21 protein-coding genes are annotated in these 18,201 nt (G+C 60.4%); 20 read left to right on the top strand and 1 reads right to left on the bottom strand.

All coding sequences use genetic code 11. The features are described 5' to 3' along the window. Positions 1–27 precede the first annotated feature (27 nt). Both H4684_RS01595 and H4684_RS01590 read left to right on the top strand, forming a co-directional pair. Positions 28–1,158, top strand: a complete 1,131-nt coding sequence (locus H4684_RS01595) for a THUMP domain-containing class I SAM-dependent RNA methyltransferase (protein ID WP_192622605.1) — start codon at positions 28–30, stop codon at positions 1,156–1,158. Between the two features lie 162 nt (positions 1,159–1,320). Beyond that, complete coding sequence (locus H4684_RS01590) at positions 1,321–1,917, top strand: superoxide dismutase (RefSeq protein ID WP_092189276.1); 597 nt, start codon at positions 1,321–1,323, stop codon at positions 1,915–1,917. A 60-nt stretch (positions 1,918–1,977) separates the two neighbouring features. Here H4684_RS01590 and rpmB read toward each other — a convergent pair whose 3' ends face one another. Next, positions 1,978–2,178: a 50S ribosomal protein L28 gene (gene rpmB, locus H4684_RS01585; protein WP_092189278.1), complete on the bottom strand. Its 201-nt coding sequence runs from the start codon at positions 2,176–2,178 to the stop codon at positions 1,978–1,980. Between the two features lie 195 nt (positions 2,179–2,373). Here rpmB and H4684_RS01580 point away from each other — a divergent pair, with 195 nt between their 5' ends. From H4684_RS01580 to radC, 18 genes are all read left to right on the top strand, one after another. Then, the gene (locus H4684_RS01580) at positions 2,374–2,904 is read left to right on the top strand and encodes a YceD family protein (RefSeq protein ID WP_192622604.1); all 531 of its coding nucleotides are present in this window, start codon (positions 2,374–2,376) and stop codon (positions 2,902–2,904) included. A 26-nt stretch (positions 2,905–2,930) separates the two neighbouring features. Further along, a complete protein-coding gene (gene rpmF, locus H4684_RS01575) occupies positions 2,931–3,110 on the top strand; it encodes a 50S ribosomal protein L32 (RefSeq protein WP_012805285.1) in 180 nt (59 codons plus the stop codon). Then, the gene (gene plsX / locus H4684_RS01570) at positions 3,103–4,170 is read left to right on the top strand and encodes a phosphate acyltransferase PlsX (protein ID WP_092189282.1); all 1,068 of its coding nucleotides are present in this window, start codon (positions 3,103–3,105) and stop codon (positions 4,168–4,170) included. Before rpmF ends, plsX begins: the two co-directional genes overlap by 8 nt. Positions 4,171–4,218: 48 nt before the next feature. Then, on the top strand, positions 4,219–5,208 hold the full coding sequence (locus tag H4684_RS01565; RefSeq protein ID WP_092189284.1) for a beta-ketoacyl-ACP synthase III: 990 nt from the start codon (positions 4,219–4,221) through the stop codon (positions 5,206–5,208). A 55-nt stretch (positions 5,209–5,263) separates the two neighbouring features. Next, positions 5,264–6,007 (top strand): 3-oxoacyl-[acyl-carrier-protein] reductase, encoded by a 744-nt coding sequence (gene fabG / locus H4684_RS01560; RefSeq protein WP_092189286.1) that lies wholly within the window; start codon positions 5,264–5,266, stop codon positions 6,005–6,007. A gap of 44 nt (positions 6,008–6,051) precedes the next feature. Next, entirely contained in the window at positions 6,052–6,282 is a 231-nt protein-coding gene (gene acpP / locus H4684_RS01555; protein ID WP_012805281.1) for an acyl carrier protein, read from the top strand. Positions 6,283–6,394: 112 nt separating this feature from the next. Next, a complete protein-coding gene (gene fabF / locus H4684_RS01550; protein ID WP_092189288.1) occupies positions 6,395–7,636 on the top strand; it encodes a beta-ketoacyl-ACP synthase II in 1,242 nt (413 codons plus the stop codon). A gap of 44 nt (positions 7,637–7,680) precedes the next feature. Beyond that, entirely contained in the window at positions 7,681–8,919 is a 1,239-nt protein-coding gene (gene glyA / locus H4684_RS01545) for a serine hydroxymethyltransferase (protein WP_192622603.1), read from the top strand. 83 nt (positions 8,920–9,002) lie between these two features. Continuing rightward, positions 9,003–9,464, top strand: a complete 462-nt coding sequence (locus H4684_RS01540) for a deoxycytidylate deaminase (protein WP_192622602.1) — start codon at positions 9,003–9,005, stop codon at positions 9,462–9,464. After that, entirely contained in the window at positions 9,457–10,581 is a 1,125-nt protein-coding gene (gene ribD / locus H4684_RS01535; protein ID WP_192622601.1) for a bifunctional diaminohydroxyphosphoribosylaminopyrimidine deaminase/5-amino-6-(5-phosphoribosylamino)uracil reductase RibD, read from the top strand. Before H4684_RS01540 ends, ribD begins: the two co-directional genes overlap by 8 nt. A 2-nt stretch (positions 10,582–10,583) precedes the next feature. Then, positions 10,584–11,240, top strand: coding sequence for a riboflavin synthase (locus H4684_RS01530; RefSeq protein ID WP_192622600.1), 657 nt, complete (start codon positions 10,584–10,586; stop codon positions 11,238–11,240). A gap of 39 nt (positions 11,241–11,279) precedes the next feature. Next, a complete protein-coding gene (locus tag H4684_RS01525) occupies positions 11,280–12,494 on the top strand; it encodes a bifunctional 3,4-dihydroxy-2-butanone-4-phosphate synthase/GTP cyclohydrolase II (protein ID WP_192622599.1) in 1,215 nt (404 codons plus the stop codon). A gap of 20 nt (positions 12,495–12,514) precedes the next feature. Then, positions 12,515–12,985 carry a 6,7-dimethyl-8-ribityllumazine synthase gene (ribH, locus tag H4684_RS01520; protein ID WP_092189300.1) on the top strand — a complete coding sequence of 157 codons (471 nt, stop codon included), beginning with the start codon at positions 12,515–12,517 and terminating at the stop codon, positions 12,983–12,985. 9 nt (positions 12,986–12,994) lie between these two features. Continuing rightward, positions 12,995–13,459: a transcription antitermination factor NusB gene (gene nusB, locus H4684_RS01515; protein ID WP_092189302.1), complete on the top strand. Its 465-nt coding sequence runs from the start codon at positions 12,995–12,997 to the stop codon at positions 13,457–13,459. 7 nt (positions 13,460–13,466) lie between these two features. Next, complete coding sequence (gene leuS / locus H4684_RS01510; RefSeq protein ID WP_192622598.1) at positions 13,467–15,956, top strand: leucine--tRNA ligase; 2,490 nt, start codon at positions 13,467–13,469, stop codon at positions 15,954–15,956. A 4-nt stretch (positions 15,957–15,960) separates the two neighbouring features. Then, the gene (gene lptE, locus H4684_RS01505) at positions 15,961–16,482 is read left to right on the top strand and encodes an LPS assembly lipoprotein LptE (RefSeq protein WP_192622597.1); all 522 of its coding nucleotides are present in this window, start codon (positions 15,961–15,963) and stop codon (positions 16,480–16,482) included. Positions 16,483–16,489: 7 nt separating this feature from the next. Then, a complete protein-coding gene (locus tag H4684_RS01500; protein ID WP_192622596.1) occupies positions 16,490–17,443 on the top strand; it encodes a DNA polymerase III subunit delta in 954 nt (317 codons plus the stop codon). Next, positions 17,440–18,120 (top strand): RadC family protein, encoded by a 681-nt coding sequence (gene radC, locus H4684_RS01495; protein ID WP_192622595.1) that lies wholly within the window; start codon positions 17,440–17,442, stop codon positions 18,118–18,120. Before H4684_RS01500 ends, radC begins: the two co-directional genes overlap by 4 nt. The last annotated feature ends 81 nt before the right edge of the window (positions 18,121–18,201 follow it).

Genomic DNA, 18,201 nt, shown 5'->3' with positions numbered 1-18,201 from the left:
GTCCATCTCGTCCACAAGGTCCACTCCATGTACGACTATCAGCTTCACAACACCTATACCGCCCAAGTGGCGGACGGCATCGAGAATCTGGCCCAGACCGAACTGCAGGAACTCGGGGCCACCGACTGCGTATGCGGCTTTCGCTACGTGCACTTCAAGGCCTCTGCCCGGACTCTCTACCGCATCGTTTACCGCGCGCGACTGATCTCGCGCGTGCTGGCTCCGCTGGCGCGTTTCGCATGCCCGGCGGACCAGGATCTATACAACGCAGGCATGGCCATCCGTTGGACGGACTTTCTGAACGCGGATCAGACTTTCGCCATCTTCGCCAACGTCTCCAAGAGCGCCATCGGCCATTCCCAGTACGCGGGCCTGAAACTCAAAGACGCCGTGGCGGACTGGTTCCGGGATCACACGGGCATAAGGCCCAGCGTCGACCCCCGCGACCCGGACCTGTGGCTGCATCTGCACATCCACGAAGACGTGGGCACGATCAGCCTTGACGTCTCCGGCGGGTCCATGCACCGGCGCGGCTACCGCGTGCAAAGCGTGGAAGCGCCCATGAACGAAACCGTGGCGGCGGCGATTATCCGCATGAGCGGCTGGGACGGCAAATCCCCCCTCATTGATCCACTCTGCGGTTCGGGGACCATTCTGTGCGAAGCCTTCATGCATGCCACCAACCTGCCGGCCGGACTGCTGCGCCGCAAATTCGGCTTCAACCGGCTGCCTGATTTCAACCCCCGGCTCTGGGATCTGGAACTCGCCGCCGAAACCACCGTGGAGCTTGAAGCCGACCTGCGCGGAAGCGACATCGACCCCGTCGCGGTGGAAGCCACGCGGACCAACATGTCCAGGCTGCCCGGCGGGGATGAGGTGATCGTCGGACGCCGGGACTTTTTCGAGCGGAGCGACATGACCGGCACGACCATCATCTGCAATCCCCCCTACGGCATCCGGCTGGGCAAAAGCGAAGACATGGCCCCGTGGTTCAAGATGTTCGGAGATCACCTGAAGCGGCAGTGCTCCGGCTCCACGGCGTACGTCTACTTCGGGGACAGGGCCTGGCTCAAATGCATCGGCCTGAAGCCGGAATGGAAAAAACCCCTCAAGAACGGTGGCCTTGACGGCCGCCTGGCCAAGTTTGTCCTGTACTGATCACGCCTCGAAGTGAGCACACATTTTCGCGTCCTCCTGTTGACAGATTACTGTCATTGATTCACTTTGAACTACCTTCCAATTTCCACGCCCTGCCCGCTCTCCGGGCAGGAATCGCGCTCGGATTGGCATCACGTTCTATACATTAAATAGGAGGCTTGTATGATCTTCGTGCTCCCGGATCTCCCCTACGCCAAGGACGCTTTAAGCCCGTGCATCAGCGCCAAGACCTTTGACTTTCATCATGGCAAACACCATCAGCTCTACATCGACAACACCAACAAGCTGATCGCGGGCACGGATTTCGAAGGACAGACGCTGCGGGAAATTGTCATGGCCACGGCGGGCGATCCCTCCAAGGCAGGCATTTTCAACAACGCGGCCCAAGTCTGGAACCACTCTTTCTACTGGCGCTGCATGAAGGCCGGCGGTGGCGGAGCACCCACCGGAGCCGTGGCGACAGGCATCGACAAGGCATTCGGCAACTACGAAAATTTCGCCAAGGCCTTCAAGGAAGCCGGTATGACCCAGTTTGGAAGCGGATGGGCCTGGCTGGTGGAAAAGGATGGGAAGCTCGAGATCATGAAGACCGGCAACGCCGACACGCCCATGGTGCATGGCGCCAAGGCCCTGCTCACCGCCGATGTCTGGGAGCACGCATACTACCTTGATTACCAGAACCGACGGGCCGATTATCTGCAGGATTTTCTGGACAAGCTGGTCAACTGGGAGTTTGTCAACCAACAGTTGGCCAAGTAGGACGGCAGGCAACAAAAAAGGCGACTCATGGTCGCCTTTTTTGTTGAAAAACGGGGAAGCCTAGTTGACTGCAGGCTTGTTCACGGCACCGGAACGAATGCACTGGGTGCAGACCTTCATCCGCTTCACTTCGCCGGACTTCAGCTGAGCGCGGACAGACTGAAGATTGGGCATGAAGCGCCGCTTGGTCTTGTTGTTGGCATGGCTGACATTGTTGCCGACCTGAGGGCCCTTCCCGCAAATATCGCAAACTTTTGACATAACGTCCTCCTAAAATAGTGCTTTGATATCTTAAGCTGTCATGGCCTGGCAGCTCCGAGACTTTCCGGCCGGCCATGATCATGATTTGCCGCCAGAGGAATTTGGACCCATATATCCGGACGCCGGGGATGGCAAGTAAAAATCCTTGACAGGAAAAAGAATCCCCATATACACGTCCCGTTTCGAGGTGCACACATGGTTGAACATTGGATTGGACTGACGAATCTCCCGGCACAAGGTCGGGAATTTTCATTTGACGACCAGGACGTCTGGCGTGAGCTCTGGCAGGAGTTCCACTATGACATGGAAGTCGTCACGCCTCTCTCGGCCACGCTGAGCATCGTCCCCCAGCCGGACGGATACCTGATTCAGGGCCATATCGGCGGCACCGTCAGAACCGTGTGTCACCGATGCCTTGAAGATGCCGAAGTGGTCATCGATCACGACTTCGACACCTTTGAAGCCCACGAGGACGTGGACCTGATCGATGACGAGCCCAGCCACCTGCGCAACATCGACACAGGCTGGGAGTTGGACGCGACGGGCCTTTTGTGGGAAGAATTCCTGCTGGCCCTGCCCGAAAAAATACTTTGCGCCGACACGTGTTTGGGGCTATGCCCGCAATGCGGAAAAAACAGGAACCTGGAATCATGCGCCTGCAGCAACCCGGACAGCCAATCGCCCTTGGCCAGAGCGTTGCAAGGCCTTAAAATCAAAACCAATTAGATCGCTTTCAAGATAGAGGTGCCATCATGCCATTGCCCAAGAAGAAAACATCCAAGTCCAGAAGAAACATGCGTCGTTCCCATGACCACGTCGCCATCCCCAACGTCGTGTACTGCGAATGCGGCGAAGCCAGCCTGTCCCACTGCATCTGCCCCGGTTGCGGCAAATACAAGGGACGCCAGTACACCAAGGCTGCAGATGCCTAAAGACATCTGTCTCGCCGTGGACGCCATGGGGGGAGACTTCGGCCCGGAAATAAACATTCCGGGCTCCCTCGCGGCTGCCCGTGAGACTGGGGTCAGGCTCATCCTTGTGGGCGACGAACCGTCCATCCGCAAGGAATTGGACAGGCACGCCCATGCGGACGTGCGTTTCGAAATCGTGCACACCACCCAGGTGGCCGGCATGGCAGAAAAGCCCTCTGATGTGCTCAGGCGCAAGAAGGACAGCTCCATGCAGGTGGCCTTTCGCCTTGTGCGTGAAGGCCGGGCCCATGGAGTGGTCACTGCCGGAAACTCCGGAGCGGCCCTGGCCTGCGGAATGTTCATCCTCGGGCGCATAAGCGGCGTGGACAGACCGGCGCTGGCCTCCATCATGCCAACCCTCAAAAAACCCATCGTGCTCATTGACGTGGGCGCCAACGCGGACTGCAAGCCGTACAATCTGGTCCAGTTCGGCCTCATGGCCGAAGTGCTGGCCCGTTGCGTGCTGGACATACCCAGTCCGAAAGTCGGCATCTTGAGCATCGGAGAGGAAGAAGGCAAAGGCAACAGCCTGACCAAGGACGCCTTTACCTTGCTGAAGGGCTCCTCTCTCAATTTTGTCGGCAACGTCGAGGGCCGTGACGTCTTCACCGGCGAGACCGATGTCATCGTCTGCGACGGTTTCGTCGGCAACGTGGCCCTGAAGCTGAGCGAAGGACTGGGCTCGGCCTTGGCTTCCATGCTCAAGACTGAGCTCAAGAAGTCAATCTGGTCGCGTCTTGGAACGCTCATCGCACTGCCCGCCTTCAAACGTTTCGCCAAAAAAATCGACTACGCCGAATACGGCGGCGCGCCCATACTTGGCCTGAACGGCATCGCCATTGTCTGCCACGGCAAATCCAACGCGCGGGCCATCACCACCGCACTGCAACAAGCCGCCATTTTCGTCGAAAAAAAGGCCAACGACTACCTCGTGGAGGGCCTGCACGCCAACACGGAACTGAGCCTATTCTCCCGGACCGGCAAGGCCTCCGCTCTCAAGCAGGAAGCCTCGGGCCTTTAGCTTTGCAACGTGACGCAGCCCCCCTCAAGGGAATGTAGGAATCCTCTCATGTCTTCACCGTGCTTCATTTCGGGACTGGGCTTGCACCTGCCCCGGACACTCGTAACGAATTCTGATCTGGAACATATCGTCGACACTTCCGACGAATGGATTCGCACGCGCACCGGCATCGCAACCAGACATTTCGCCCAGGCCGACGAGCCCTGCTCCGTCCTGGCCTACCATGCCGCATGCAATGCCCTGGAAAACGCGGGAATGACCGCCCAGGACCTCACGCATATTTTTGTGGGTACATTTTCCGGAGACTACAACCTGCCCAGCACTGCCTGCCTGCTGCAAGACATGCTGGGTCTCAAGGGCATCCCGGCCTTCGATCTGGCCGCGGCCTGCTCCGGCTTTCTGTATTGCCTGGAGACTGCCCGGGCCTACACCTGCATGTACCCGGACGCCAAGATCCTGATCGTCGGCAGTGAAGTGACCACCTCGCGCCTCAACTTCGAGGACCGCACCACCTGCGTGCTCTTCGGGGACGGGGCGGGCGCGGCCATCGTCACCGGGCAGGCAAACCCCGGACGCGTCAAGGTCATCGACGCCATGCTCAAGGCCGACGGCTCCGTGGGCAGCCTCCTGACCGTCCACGGTGGCGGCTCGGCGTGCAAACCGGTCCTTGGCCAGACCATCGGACCGGAATATTTTGTAGAAATGAACGGACGCGACGTCTTCAAGCACGCCGTACGCTGCATGGTGGAAATTTCCGCGAATCTGCTCGAGAAAAACGGGCTGACCACGGACGACATCGACCTCATCATCCCCCACCAGGCCAATATCCGGATCATCGAAGCCATCGGAAAAAAATTGAACGTGGACTCGGAAAAAATCTACGTCAATGTCGACCGGATCGGAAACACTTCCGCAGCTTCCATACCCATCGCCCTGACCGAAGCCGTGGCCAGCGGCCGCATCCAGCCCGGCATGAAAGTCCTGCTCACGGCCTTTGGCGGCGGATTTACCTGGGCATCGGCCTTGTTGCAATTTTAGTGGTCGTTGAGTAACCACTCAATTCGCACATTTCAAGCAAACCACGAGGTCAATCATGAGCGAACTGGTCAGGACCGCCTTGGTCACCGGCGGCACAAGAGGGATCGGCAAGGCGATCGTAAAAAAACTTGCAGGCTTGGGGTACCAGGTTTATTTCACCTACGTAAGCAGACCGGAACTGGCTGAAGCAGTGTGCGCCGAAATCGCGGCCGCTGGCGGCGCGGCCCGGGGCTTTCAACTCGACGCCAGCGACTGGGACGCCGTGGCCGATTTTTTTGCCGCGCAGATCAAGGACAAGGTCAGCCTTGAACTCCTGGTCAACAATGCCGGCATCACCAAGGATGGCCTGATCATGCGCATGAAGCGCGAGCAGTGGGAACAGGTGATCCAGATCAACCTGACCGGAGCCTTCGTCTGCCTGCAACAGGCAGCCAAGATCATGCTTAAGCAGCGAAAAGGGCGCATCGTCAATATTTCCTCCGTCGTGGGGCAGATGGGCAATGCCGGACAAGCCAACTACTGCGCGTCCAAGGCCGGCCTCATCGGGCTGACCAAGGCCGCCGCACTTGAGCTTGGCTCGCGCGGCATCACCGTCAACGCCATCGCGCCGGGGTTCATCGAGACCGACATGACTGAAACTCTCCCCCAGGACGTGCGGGAAAAATATCTCGAACGCATTCCTCTGGGATGCCTCGGTTCGGCGCAAACCATCGCCGACGCCGTGGCCTATCTGGCATCCGACCAGGCTGAATACATCACCGGTCAGGTGCTCGGAATCAATGGCGGCATGTATCTGTAGCCTGATTCCACTTTACGTACGAATACACACTTTGGAGGATTAAAATGTCTATTGAAGAAAAAGTCAAAGAACTGGTGGTCGAACAGCTGGGCGTTTCCGCGGAAGAAGTAAAGCTTGAGTCCTCCTTTGTGGAGTCCCTGGGCGCCGATTCCCTGGACCTGACCGAACTGATCATGGCCATGGAAGAAGAATTCGACATCGAAATCGATGACGAAGACGCACAGAAGATCGCCACCGTCCAGGACGCCATCAACTATATCAAGTCCAAGTCCTAGGACCCGTATCGTCGCCATGACACGGTACCCCGGTCCGTCTGGGGTACCTTTTTTTTCATGCACAGCCGGGCGGAACGTTTCGCCTTGCAAGTCCTAACTTTTCGAGAAGATCATGATTGGAAAACGCGTTGTCGTTACAGGCCTTGCGGCCATGACCCCCATTGGCAATTCCCTTGAAGAGAGCTGGACCAACCTTGTCGGCGGAGTCTGCGGCATTGGTCCCATCACTCTCTTTGACTGTTCCGAGTTCGACACGAAGATCGCAGGGGAACTGAAAAATTTCGATCCGACGAATTATGTCGGGGTCAAGGATGCCAAGCGCATGGACCGTTTTGTCCAGATCGCCGTGGCTGCCGGCAAGCAACTCATGGAAGACTGCGCCATGGTCATGGATGAAACCATGGCCCCCGAAGTGGGCGTGCTCCTGGGCTGCGGACTCGGCGGTTTGTCCACCATCGAGGACTTCCACAGCAAGCTGCTCAAATCCGGTCCGGGCAGGATTTCCCCCTTCTACATACCCATGCTCATCGCGAACATGGCTTCGGGGCAGATCTCCATCCACACCGGCGCCAAGGGCCCGAACCTGGTCACTACCTCGGCCTGCGCCTCGGCCACGCACGCCATCGGCTATGCGTATTCCGACATCAAGCTTGGCCGGGTCAAGGCCTGCATCACCGGCGGCGTGGAGTCGACGATCACGCCCATGGGCGTGTCCGGTTTCACGGCCATGAAGGCCCTGTCCACCCGCAACGACGAACCGCTAAAGGCCAGCCGTCCCTTTGACGCCGACCGGACCGGATTCGTCATCGGCGAGGGTGCGGGCCTGCTCATGCTTGAAGAGCTTGAACACGCCAAGGCGCGCGGAGCCAAAATCTACGCAGAGGTAGTCGGCTACGGGGCTTCCGGAGACGCATACCACATCGCCGCTCCCGAAGAGTCCGGCACGGGCATGGCCCAGGCCATGAAGTGCGCCCTGCGGGATGCCGAACTGGCACCGGAACAGATCACCTTCGTCAATGCGCACGGCACATCGACCAAGCTCAACGACAAGACCGAAACCAAGGCCATCAAGGCCGTCTTCGGCGCTCACGCCTACAAGATGCCCATCACCGCCAACAAGAGCATGATCGGGCACCTGCTTGGCGCTGCCGGCGGTGCCGAGGCAGTATTCACGGCCATGAGCCTGACCACGGGCATTATTCCCGGGACAATCAATCAGGACACCCCGGACCCGGACTGCGACCTGGATTACACGCCGGGCGCCAGCAGGGAAATGGACCTGGAATACGGCATCAGCAACTCGTTTGGATTCGGCGGCACCAATGCCTCCGTTATCCTGCGCAGTTTCAAATAACGATTTGCCGCCACAGCGCGGCTCAACAGAGTGGAGACACCGCCATGGACGAACTCACCCGCCAGGATCCGCAGATAGCCAAGGCTATCCAGCTGGAGACCAACCGCCAGATCACCAAACTCGAGCTCATCGCCTCGGAGAACTTCACCTCTCTTGCGGTTCGCGCCGCCATGGGCAGCGTCATGACCCACAAGTACGCCGAAGGCTATCCGGGCAAGCGCTATTACGGCGGATGCGAGTTCGTGGACATGGCCGAAAACCTGGCCATGGAGCGTGCCCGTCAGCTTTTCGGAGCCGAGTACGCCAACGTCCAGCCCCATTCGGGCTCCCAGGCCAACATGGGCGCGTATTTTGCCGTCATCGAACCGGGCGACACCATCCTTGGCATGAACCTGTCCCACGGCGGTCACCTGACTCACGGTAGCCCGGTCAATTTTTCGGGCCGCCTGTTCAAGACCGCCTTCTACGGCGTGGAAAAGGAAACCGGCCAGATCAACTATGACGAAATCGAAGCCCTGGCCAAGGAACATCAGCCCAAGCTGATCATCGCCGGTGCCAGCGCCTACCCGCGCACCCTCGACTTCGCCCGCTTTCGGGCCATCGCCGACAGCGTCGGAGCCAAGCTGCTGGTCGACATGGCTCACATCGCGGGGCTCGTGGCCACGGATCTGCACCCCTCGCCCATCAAGCACGCCCACTACACCACGACGACCACGCACAAGACCCTGCGCGGGCCTCGCGGCGGCATGATTTTAAGCTCCGAGGAATTCGGCAAGACCCTCAACTCCCAGATCTTCCCCGGCATCCAGGGCGGACCGCTCATGCACGTCATCGCGGCCAAGGCCGTGGCCTTCGCTGAGGCCCTGCGCCCCGAGTTCAAGGAATATCAGCAGCAGGTTCTCGACAACGCCGCCACCCTGGCCAAGGAATTGACCGACGCGGGATACCACCTTGTCTCCGGCGGAACGGACAACCACCTCATGCTGGTGGACCTGACCGCCCAGGACATCACCGGCAAGGACGCCGAGATCGGCCTCGACAAGGGCGGCATCACCGTCAACAAGAACACCGTGCCCTTCGAGACCCGCTCGCCCTTCGTCACCTCCGGGGTGCGTCTTGGCACACCGGCCTTGACCACGCGCGGCATGAAGAGCGACGACATGCGCAAGGTGGCCAAATGGATTGTCGCCATCCTCGAGAATCTGGACAACGAGTCCAGACTGACCGAGATCCGGCTTGACGTGGAGAAATTCGCGGGCCAGTTCCCGCTTTTCGCCTGGTAGACCACGCTTTTCTCTACCGCCTTTCTCCAACCACAGGGCCGATTTGCAGGCCCTGTGGTTGATTCATTTCCAAAGAGGTGACCATGGACAACCGCATCCCCTGGCCGGAATATTTCATGAGCATCGCCTACCTGGTGGCCGAACGCTCCACCTGTCTGCGGCGAAAAGTCGGGGCCCTGGCCGTCAAGGACAAGCGCATCCTGGCCACGGGCTACAACGGTGCGCCTGCCGGACTGACCCATTGCCTTGAACTCGGCTGCCTGCGCGAAAAGCTCGGCATCCCCTCCGGCCAGCGCCACGAACTCTGCCGCGCCCTACATGCCGAACAGAACGTCATCATCCAGGCCGCCATCCACGGGGTAAGCATCGAGGGCGCAGACATCTTCTGCACCACCCAGCCGTGCATCCTCTGCGCAAAAATGCTCATCAACTGCCGGGTGCGAGCCATTTACTTCGCCGAAGGCTACCCCGACGAAATGTCCCGGGAGATGCTGGACGAAGCTAAAATCCCATATTCCCGGCTGGAGAAGCCCGCCGATGCGTGACGAAAGCGTTTTCATGGACCGGGCCATCCGCCTGGCCGAAAAGGGACGTGGGCGCACGGCGCCCAACCCCTGCGTCGGCGCGGTGCTGGTGCGCGGCGGCGAAGCCGTGGCCGAGGGCTGGCACACGGCTTGCGGACAGCCTCATGCCGAGGTCGAGGCCCTGCGCGACGCACGGGCCAAGGGCATTGATCCGAGCGAATGCACCCTCTACGTCACCCTTGAGCCATGCAACCATCACGGCAAGACGCCTCCCTGCACCCAGGCCATCCTGGAAGCCGGAATCGGGGAGGTGGTCATCGGTTGTACCGATCCCAACCGTTCCGTGGCCGGAGGCGGGGCCGATCGTCTGCTGGACGGGGGCGTCAGGGTGCGCACGGGTCTTCGCGAACAGGAATGCAAGGATCTCATCGCCGACTTTCTGATCTGGCAGACCACTGCCCGTCCGTACTCAATTCTCAAGCTGGCCACCACCCTGGACGGCAAGATCGCCACCCGCGACGGCCAAGCGGCCTGGATCTCCGGAGAAGCCTCGCGCCGCGAAGTGCACCGGCTGCGGACCTGGTGCGGAGCGGTCATCGTCGGCGGCGGCACGTTCCGCGCCGACAACCCGATGCTGACCTGCCGGCTGCCCGGATACGATGGCCCGCAGCCCCTGGCCGTGATCGTTTCCCGCGAACTGCCGGACCCGGCAAAAGGCTCTCATCTTCTGTCCGCCCGGCCCGGCCAGACCGTATTCTGGACTACCGAGGCCCAAAGCCGCTCCGGGCGTGCCGCGCAGCTTGCGGACCTTGGCGTCACGGTCTGGGGACTGCCCTTCCTGAAATCCGAGCCCGAGACCCTGGACCTTGGCGCGGGGCTGCAACTGCTGCGCAGTGACAAGGGTTGCCTGTACACCCTGACCGAGGGCGGCGGACACCTGGCCGGATCCATGCAAAGGCAGGGATTGGTCGACGAACTGCGCATCTTTCAGGCCATGAAGGTTCTGGGCGACGAAGAGGCCCGCTCGGCATTTGCCGGACGCAAGGCCCTTTCCATGCAGGACTGCTGGGAATTTCGGACCGTGGAGCAGGGATTTTTCGATACCGATCTCTATCTCAGGCTGCGAGCAAAGGAGTAGGAATGTTCACAGGAATCATCCAGGGCCTTGGCCGGGTGGCGGGCATGGACCGAAGCGGCGGCGAAACCCGCTTCAAGATCCGCCCGGACTTTACCCTGACCGACTACGCCCTTGGCGAATCCATCGCCGTGAACGGGGTCTGTCTGACCGTGGAAACTTTCGGAACAGGCTGGTTCACGGCCTATGCTTCCGGCGAGACCATGTCCGTGACCAACCTTGGCGCCCTTGGCATCTCCTCGGTGGTCAACATCGAGCGGGCCCTGGCCGTGGGGGACCGCCTTGGCGGACACATCGTCTCCGGCCATGTCGATTGCCTGGCCGAGGTGCTGACCGTCCGGCAGGCAGGCCAGTCCCGGATCTACCGTCTGGGCTTCCCCGCTCCCTACTCGGCCCAGGTCATCCCCAAGGGTTCCGTGGCCCTGGACGGGATCAGCCTGACAGTCAACGATTGCGGTCAGGGTTTTTTGGAAGTAAACATCATCCCGGCCACGCAACGGGAGACAACCATTTCGGACTGGACGCAGGGACGACGGATCAACATGGAGACCGATGTCATCGGCAAGTATGTGCAGCGCATGCTCGATCCTTGGAGCGAAGGTCGCCCCAAGGGAACTCCATCGGCCATCACCCCTGATTTTCTGAAAGAACACGGTTTTTGATCGTCACTCCAGTCCGACAGCCCATAAACGAGGAAAAAGATGCACAAATGTTCGGCCGAAGAGGCCATCAAGGAAATAAAGGCCGGGAAGATGATCATCCTGGTCGACGACGAAGACCGGGAAAATGAAGGCGATCTGACCATCGCCGCCGAAATGGTCACTCCCGATGCCATCAATTTCATGGCCAAGTTCGGACGCGGCCTCATCTGCCTTGCCCTGGAGCCGGCACTGGTCGACAAGCTGGAACTCCCCCTCATGGCGCGCCGCAACACCTCCAAGTTTGGCACCAATTTCACCGTGTCCATCGAGGCCAAGCAGGGCGTGACCACGGGCATCTCGGCCCATGACCGGGCCCTGACCATCCAGACCGCCGTGGCCGACGAGACCACCCCCGAGGATCTGGCCACCCCCGGCCACATCTTCCCCCTGCGCGCCAAGCCCGGCGGAGTCCTGGTTCGCGCCGGACAGACCGAAGGCTCCGTGGACCTGGCCCGCCTGGCCGGACTCAAGGGCGCGGCCGTCATCTGCGAGATCATGAACGACGACGGCACCATGTCGCGCATGCCAGACCTCAGGAAATTCGCCGAAGAGCACGACATGAAGATCGCCACCATCGCCGATCTCATCGCCTACCGCTCCCGCAAGGACTCCCTGGTCCGCCGCGTGGCCGAGGCGCGCATGCCCACATGCTACGGCGATTTCACCATCGTGGCCTACGAGAACGACATCGACGCCCATACGCACATCGCCCTGGTCAAGGGGGATATCTCCGAGGACAACCCCGTGCTGGTCCGGGTGCACAGCGAATGCCTGACCGGCGACGTGTTCGGCTCCATGCGCTGCGACTGCGGCAGCCAGCTGCAGCGGGCCATGCAGATCGTCAACGACGAAGGCGCCGGCGTCATCCTGTACATGCGTCAGGAAGGCCGCGGCATTGGCCTTGGCAACAAGATCAAGGCCTACCACCTGCAGGACGAGGGTCGCGACACCGTGGAAGCGAATCTGGAACTGGGCTTCGCCCCCGATCTGCGCGATTACGGTCTGGGCGCGCAAATCCTGGTCGATCTTGGCGTGAAGCACATGCGGCTCATGACCAACAACCCCAAGAAGATCATCGGCCTGGAGGGCTACGGCCTGAAAGTCGTGGAACGGGTGCCCATCGAAATTCCGGCCTGCGACGACAACAAGTGCTATCTGCACACCAAGCATTCAAAACTCGGCCATCTGTTGCATTTTGAAGCCGAAAACAAATAATTTTTTTTAAGGGAGTAGACATGCTGCACATCAAGACCATCGAAGGCCAGATGCAGGCCCAGGATCAAAAGTTCACGATCATCGCCAGCCGCTTCAACGACTTCATCGTCGATCGCCTCATCGGCGGGGCCGTGGATTATCTGCTTCGTCACGGAGCCACCCGCGAGAACATCACCCTCATCCGCGTGCCCGGAGCATTCGAGATGCCCCTGGTGGCCCAGAAAGTCGCGAGGAGCGGCAAGGCGGACGCCATCGTCTGCGTGGGCGCGGTAATCCGTGGCGCCACACCCCATTTCGACTATGTCTGCAGCGAGGCCACCAAGGGCATCGCCCACGTGTCCATGGACACCGGCGTACCCATCGGCTTTGGCCTTTTGACTACGGACACCCTGGAACAGTCCATCGAACGCGCCGGCAGCAAGGGCGGAAACAAGGGCGTCGAAGCCGCGTCCGCGGTTCTGGAAACCCTGCGCGTATTGCAGCAGATCTAGGGGAAATCCGTGACTCACAACCGTCGGCATCAACGCCGCTTCGCCTTTCAGGTCATATATTCGCTGGTTTTCGGCCGGGAAATGTCCAAGGACTCCCTCATCAAGTCCTTCGACAATTTCTGGACCGAAGAGGAATTCGACATGGAGCGCCAGGATTCCTATGCCTGGACTCTGGTCGAAGGCGTGTTCGACAATTACGACAGCATCGACGAGATCATCACCAAGCACTCGCAGCACTGGAAATTGAACCGCATCGCCAAGGTCGAGCTGACCATCCTGCGGCTCTCCCTCTTCGAGATGCTCTTCTGCCCCGACATCCCCATCAAGGTGGCCATGAACGAAGCCATCGAACTGGCCAAGGATTTCGGGGACGACAACTCCAAGACCTTCGTCAACGGAGTGCTCGACGCCGCGGCCAAAGGTGCCCAGCGCAATGAACACAAGACAATTCAGTCCGGCAACACGGAATCTTGAGGACAGCATGAGGCATTACGATTTCAAGCAGATCGAGGAAAAATGGCAAAAGGCATGGGAAGACCAGGCCTGTTTTCGAACCGACATGTCCCGGGACGGCGAAAAATACTATGTCCTGGAAATGTTTCCCTACCCCTCGGGACGCATCCACATGGGACATGTGCGCAACTATTCCATCGGCGACGTGGTCGCCCGCTACAAACGCATGCAGGGTTTCAACGTGTTCCACCCCATGGGCTGGGACGCCTTCGGCCTGCCTGCCGAGAACGCGGCCATCAAGAACAACACCCACCCCGCCAAGTGGACCTACGAAAACATCGCCTACATGCGCACCCAGCTCAAACGCCTGGGCTATTCCTACGACTGGGATCGGGAAATCGCGACGTGTCACCCCGGATACTACCGTTTCGAACAGGAATTCTTCCTCAAGTTCCTGGAAAAAGGGCTGGTTTACCGCAAGAACGCTCCGGTCAACTGGTGTCCGAGCTGCCACACGGTGCTGGCCAACGAGCAGGTCGAGGAAGGCCTGTGCTGGCGCTGCGATTCCGAAGTGCAGCAAAAACAGCTTTCGCAGTGGTTCTTGCGCATCACCGACTACGCCGAGGAGCTTCTGGCTGATCTGGACAAGCTGACCGAGGGCTGGCCAGAGCGCGTGCTGACCATGCAGCGCAACTGGATCGGCAAAAGCATCGGCGCCGAGATATCCTTCAAGGTCCAGGGCCTTGACGAACAGATCCCCGTATTCACGACCCGTCCCGACACGCTCTTCGGCGCGACGTTCATGAGCCTGGCTCCGGAACATCCGCTGGTGCAGAAACTCGTCGCCGGAACCGCTCAGGAAGCCGCTGTCGGCGAATTCGTGGACCGCATCGCCAAGATGGACCGCATCGTCCGCACCGCCGACGACCTGGAAAAGGAAGGCGTCTTCACCGGACGGTATTGCATCAATCCCCTGAACGGTCGTGAAATGCCCATCTACGTGGCCAACTTCGTGCTCATGGGCTACGGCACGGGCGCGGTCATGGCCGTCCCGGCTCACGACCAGCGCGATTTCGAATTCGCGGCCAAGTACAAGCTGCCCGTGCAGGTGGTCATAAATCCCAAGGACATGAGTCTTGATCCGAAGACCATGACCGAGGCCTATTCCGACCCCGGCATAATGACCAATTCGGGACAGTTCGACGGCATGGGCAACGAAGAGGCCAAGAAGGCCATCGTGGACATGCTCGCGGCCCGGGATCTGGGCAAGCCCACGGTCAATTATCGCCTGCGCGACTGGAACATTTCCCGCCAGCGCTACTGGGGCGCGCCCATCCCGGTCATCTATTGCGATGACTGCGGCATCGTGCCCGTGCCGGCAAGCCAGCTCCCGGTGGAACTGCCCCTGGACGTCAAGGTCAACGCCGACGGTCGCTCTCCCCTGCCGGATTGCGAAAGCTTTGTGAACGTCGCCTGCCCGACCTGCGGCAAGCCCGCCCGTCGCGAGACGGACACCATGGACACCTTCGTGGAGTCATCCTGGTATTTCGCCCGCTACACCTCGGCCCGCAACGAAACCGTGGCCTTCGATCCGGCGGAGGTCGCCTACTGGATGCCCGTGGACCAGTACATCGGCGGCATCGAGCACGCCATCCTGCATCTTTTGTATTCGCGCTTTTTCGTCAAGGCCCTGCGCGACGAAGGCTACCTCACCCACGACGAACCCTTCAAGAACCTGCTGACCCAGGGTATGGTCCTGCTGCACGGTTCCAAGATGTCCAAATCCAAGGGCAACGTGGTCGACCCCGACGAAATGATCGCCAAGTACGGAGCGGACACCGTTCGCCTGTTCTGCCTTTTCGCCGCTCCGCCGGAAAAGGATCTGGAATGGAACGACAAGGGCATCGAAGGCTCAAGCCGCTTTCTGAACCGCCTGTGGCGGCTGGTGGACGAACTCGATGACATCCTCTCCCCCGTCGGCACATGCGTGAGCGTGGACGGTATGCTCGGCGAGGCCGCGGCCGAGCTGCGCCGCAAGGAACACGACACCGTGCGCAGGGTGGAACGCGACATTGAAAACAAGTTCCAGTTCAACACGGCCATTGCCGCCATGATGGAGCTGGTCAACACCCTCTACGCGACCAAGGACGACCTGCGCGGAAGCAAGCACGGCCCGCGCCTTTTGTCATCGGCCATCTCTTCCCTGCTGGTGACCCTGTCACCCATCGCTCCGCACGTCTGCGAAGAGGTCTGGAACCGCATGGGATACACCAGGACCCTGGCCGCCGAACCCTGGCCCACGCACGACCCCGAAGCCCTCAAGACCAACGAGGTGACCGTGGTTCTGCAGGTCAACGGCAAGCTTCGCGGCCAGATAACGGTGGCGGCGGATGCGACCTCGGAAGAAATCGAGACTCAGGCCATGAACGATCAAAACGTCTCACGACACATCGAGGGCAAAACAATTGTCAAAACAATCGTCATTCCCGGAAAACTGGTCAACGTGGTTGTCAGGTAGCCTCGTGTGGGCGGTGCTCTGCATCGCCCTGCTGCTGCCCGCATGCGGGTATCAGCTCACTGCCCGGGCTCCGATCCAGCTGCCCCAGGACAGCACGCGCCTCTATCTGGACAAGGTCACCAACCCGACCACCGAGACATGGATCGAGCCCATGCTCAGAAGCAGCCTGCGCGACGAACTGACCCGCCGCGGCAACGTGACATGGGTCAGCCGGGACGAGGCCGAGGCCACGGTCAACATCGACGTGCGATCCTACAGCACCTCCGACTCCCTGAAGGGCCGCGATGACGTGACCCTCAAGTCAGCGGCCAGCATTCAGATGGTGGTCACCTTTTTCAGCACCAAGACCAACGCCCTGATCTGGACCTCGGGTCCGATCTCGGCCTCTGAATCCTTTCGGGGCTCCAGCGAAATCCAGTCGAGCTCGGGCACCCTGCAGTCAACCAGCGCCAAGCGCGAAGCGACCCAGGAAGCCGTGGACCTCGCGGTGCGCAAAGTGGCCGACCAGCTGGGCCAGAAGTTCTGATCCGGACATGACCAGACAGGGCTTCTCCTTTCTCGTCTGCGCGGACCCGGAACTTTTGAAGGACCGCGTGGACGAACTCCTGGAAGGCCAGGGTTTCGCCGTTCGAACCTTTTGGGGTGATGAAGATCTCCCGGATCGCTTCTGGCAGACCCTGACCGTTCCGTCCATGATGGGCCCGCCCAACGCCGTGGTCCTGCGCCGGGCCCAGGACCAGAACGACGAATTCTGGACCCGCATGGGCCCCCTTTTGGCCATGGCCAGACCCTCGGTCTGGCCCATGTTCTGCCTTGAGGGCGAGTGGAAATCCGGCAAGTCCAACGTACCGAAGACCGTGAGCAAGGGCAGATACTGGGCCGCCGCGCAAAAAAGGGGCTGGATCTGGGAACATCCCGGACTCTCCCGCGCCACCATCGGCCAGGAACTCGATCGTTTCGCCGCACGCCACGGACTGACCTACGCCCATGGCGTCAAGAAAATCCTGGCGGAATCCCTGCCGCTCAGCACCATCGCCCTGCGCAACGAGCTGGAAAAAATCCTGCTCCTGGCAGGCCCGGAAAAATCTATCCAGCCCGAACACCTCGCGGCCCTTGATGCCGAGGAGGCCTTTGATCTGTTCGCCTTTCTGCGTTCCCTGCAAACTCCCGTCGGCCGTCAGAAGGCCTGGGATCGACTCCTGAACGACCCGGCCATGGCCGGCGGAGACATGGTTTTTCCGGTCTCCTCGCTCATGCTGCGCGAAGCCCGCCAGCTCTGGCAGCTCCTGCACGGGGAAGACGGCAAGGTCCAACTCTACCCCAGCCTGAAGACGGAAAAAAAACGCCTGGCCCAGCGTCTGGGACCGGCGCGCATCGGCCGCTTCTGGGATATCGTACTGCAGGCCGACACGGACATCAAAACCGGAAGGCTTAAGCCCGCCCAGGCCATGGAGAACCTCGTCAAGGAAGCCCAGCGCCTGTGGTGAAAGAGGACGCTGCCCACTCTCTGGGACACCGTCTGCGGCTGCGCCAACGCCTGGACAACGATCCCCGGGCCTTGTCCGATTATGAAGTGCTGGAATTGCTGCTGACCTATGCCCTGCCCCGCAAGGACACCAAGCCCATCGCCAAGGAGATGATCTCCCGTTTCGGGTCGCTTGGCGACGCGTTGCTCGCCGACCCCGGCCGCATCGCCGAAATCCCCGGCCTGGGCGAAGGCGCTGCCAGATTCTGGCGGACCCTGCACGAATGCCGCGCGCGCCAGGCATGCGGCGCGATAGCCCGCAGGGAAAAATTCTCGTCGCCGGAACAGGTTCGGGACATGGTCTGCGCCCGCCTTGGACATCTTACCAAGGAAGAATTCTGGGTCATCCTCGTCGACAACCAGAACAGGCTCATCTCCTTTGAACGCGTCTTTCGGGGCACCGTGGATCAAACCGCGGCCTACCCGCGCGAAATCCTCGAACTGGCCTTGCGCCACCATGCCGGCGGACTGATCCTGGTCCACAACCACCCCGGCGGAAACCCCGTCCCCTCATCGCAAGACAAGGCCCTGACCGAAACCATCGCCCGCCTGGCCGATGACCTCGGTTTGCGCCTGCTCGACCACATCGTCGTGACTTCCGAGACCTTTTCCAGCTTCCGCGCCCAGGGCCTGCTCTGATTTTTTATTCCCAAAAGGGAAAAAATCCATTTTTTTTCTTGCCTGGGGCTCCAGGAGCCTTATAATTGACTGAATTTGCTT

The sequence above is a fragment of the Desulfomicrobium macestii genome, from assembly GCF_014873765.1.
Lineage (GTDB): Bacteria > Desulfobacterota > Desulfovibrionia > Desulfovibrionales > Desulfomicrobiaceae > Desulfomicrobium > Desulfomicrobium macestii.
This window is presented reverse-complemented; position numbering and strand designations above follow the sequence as displayed.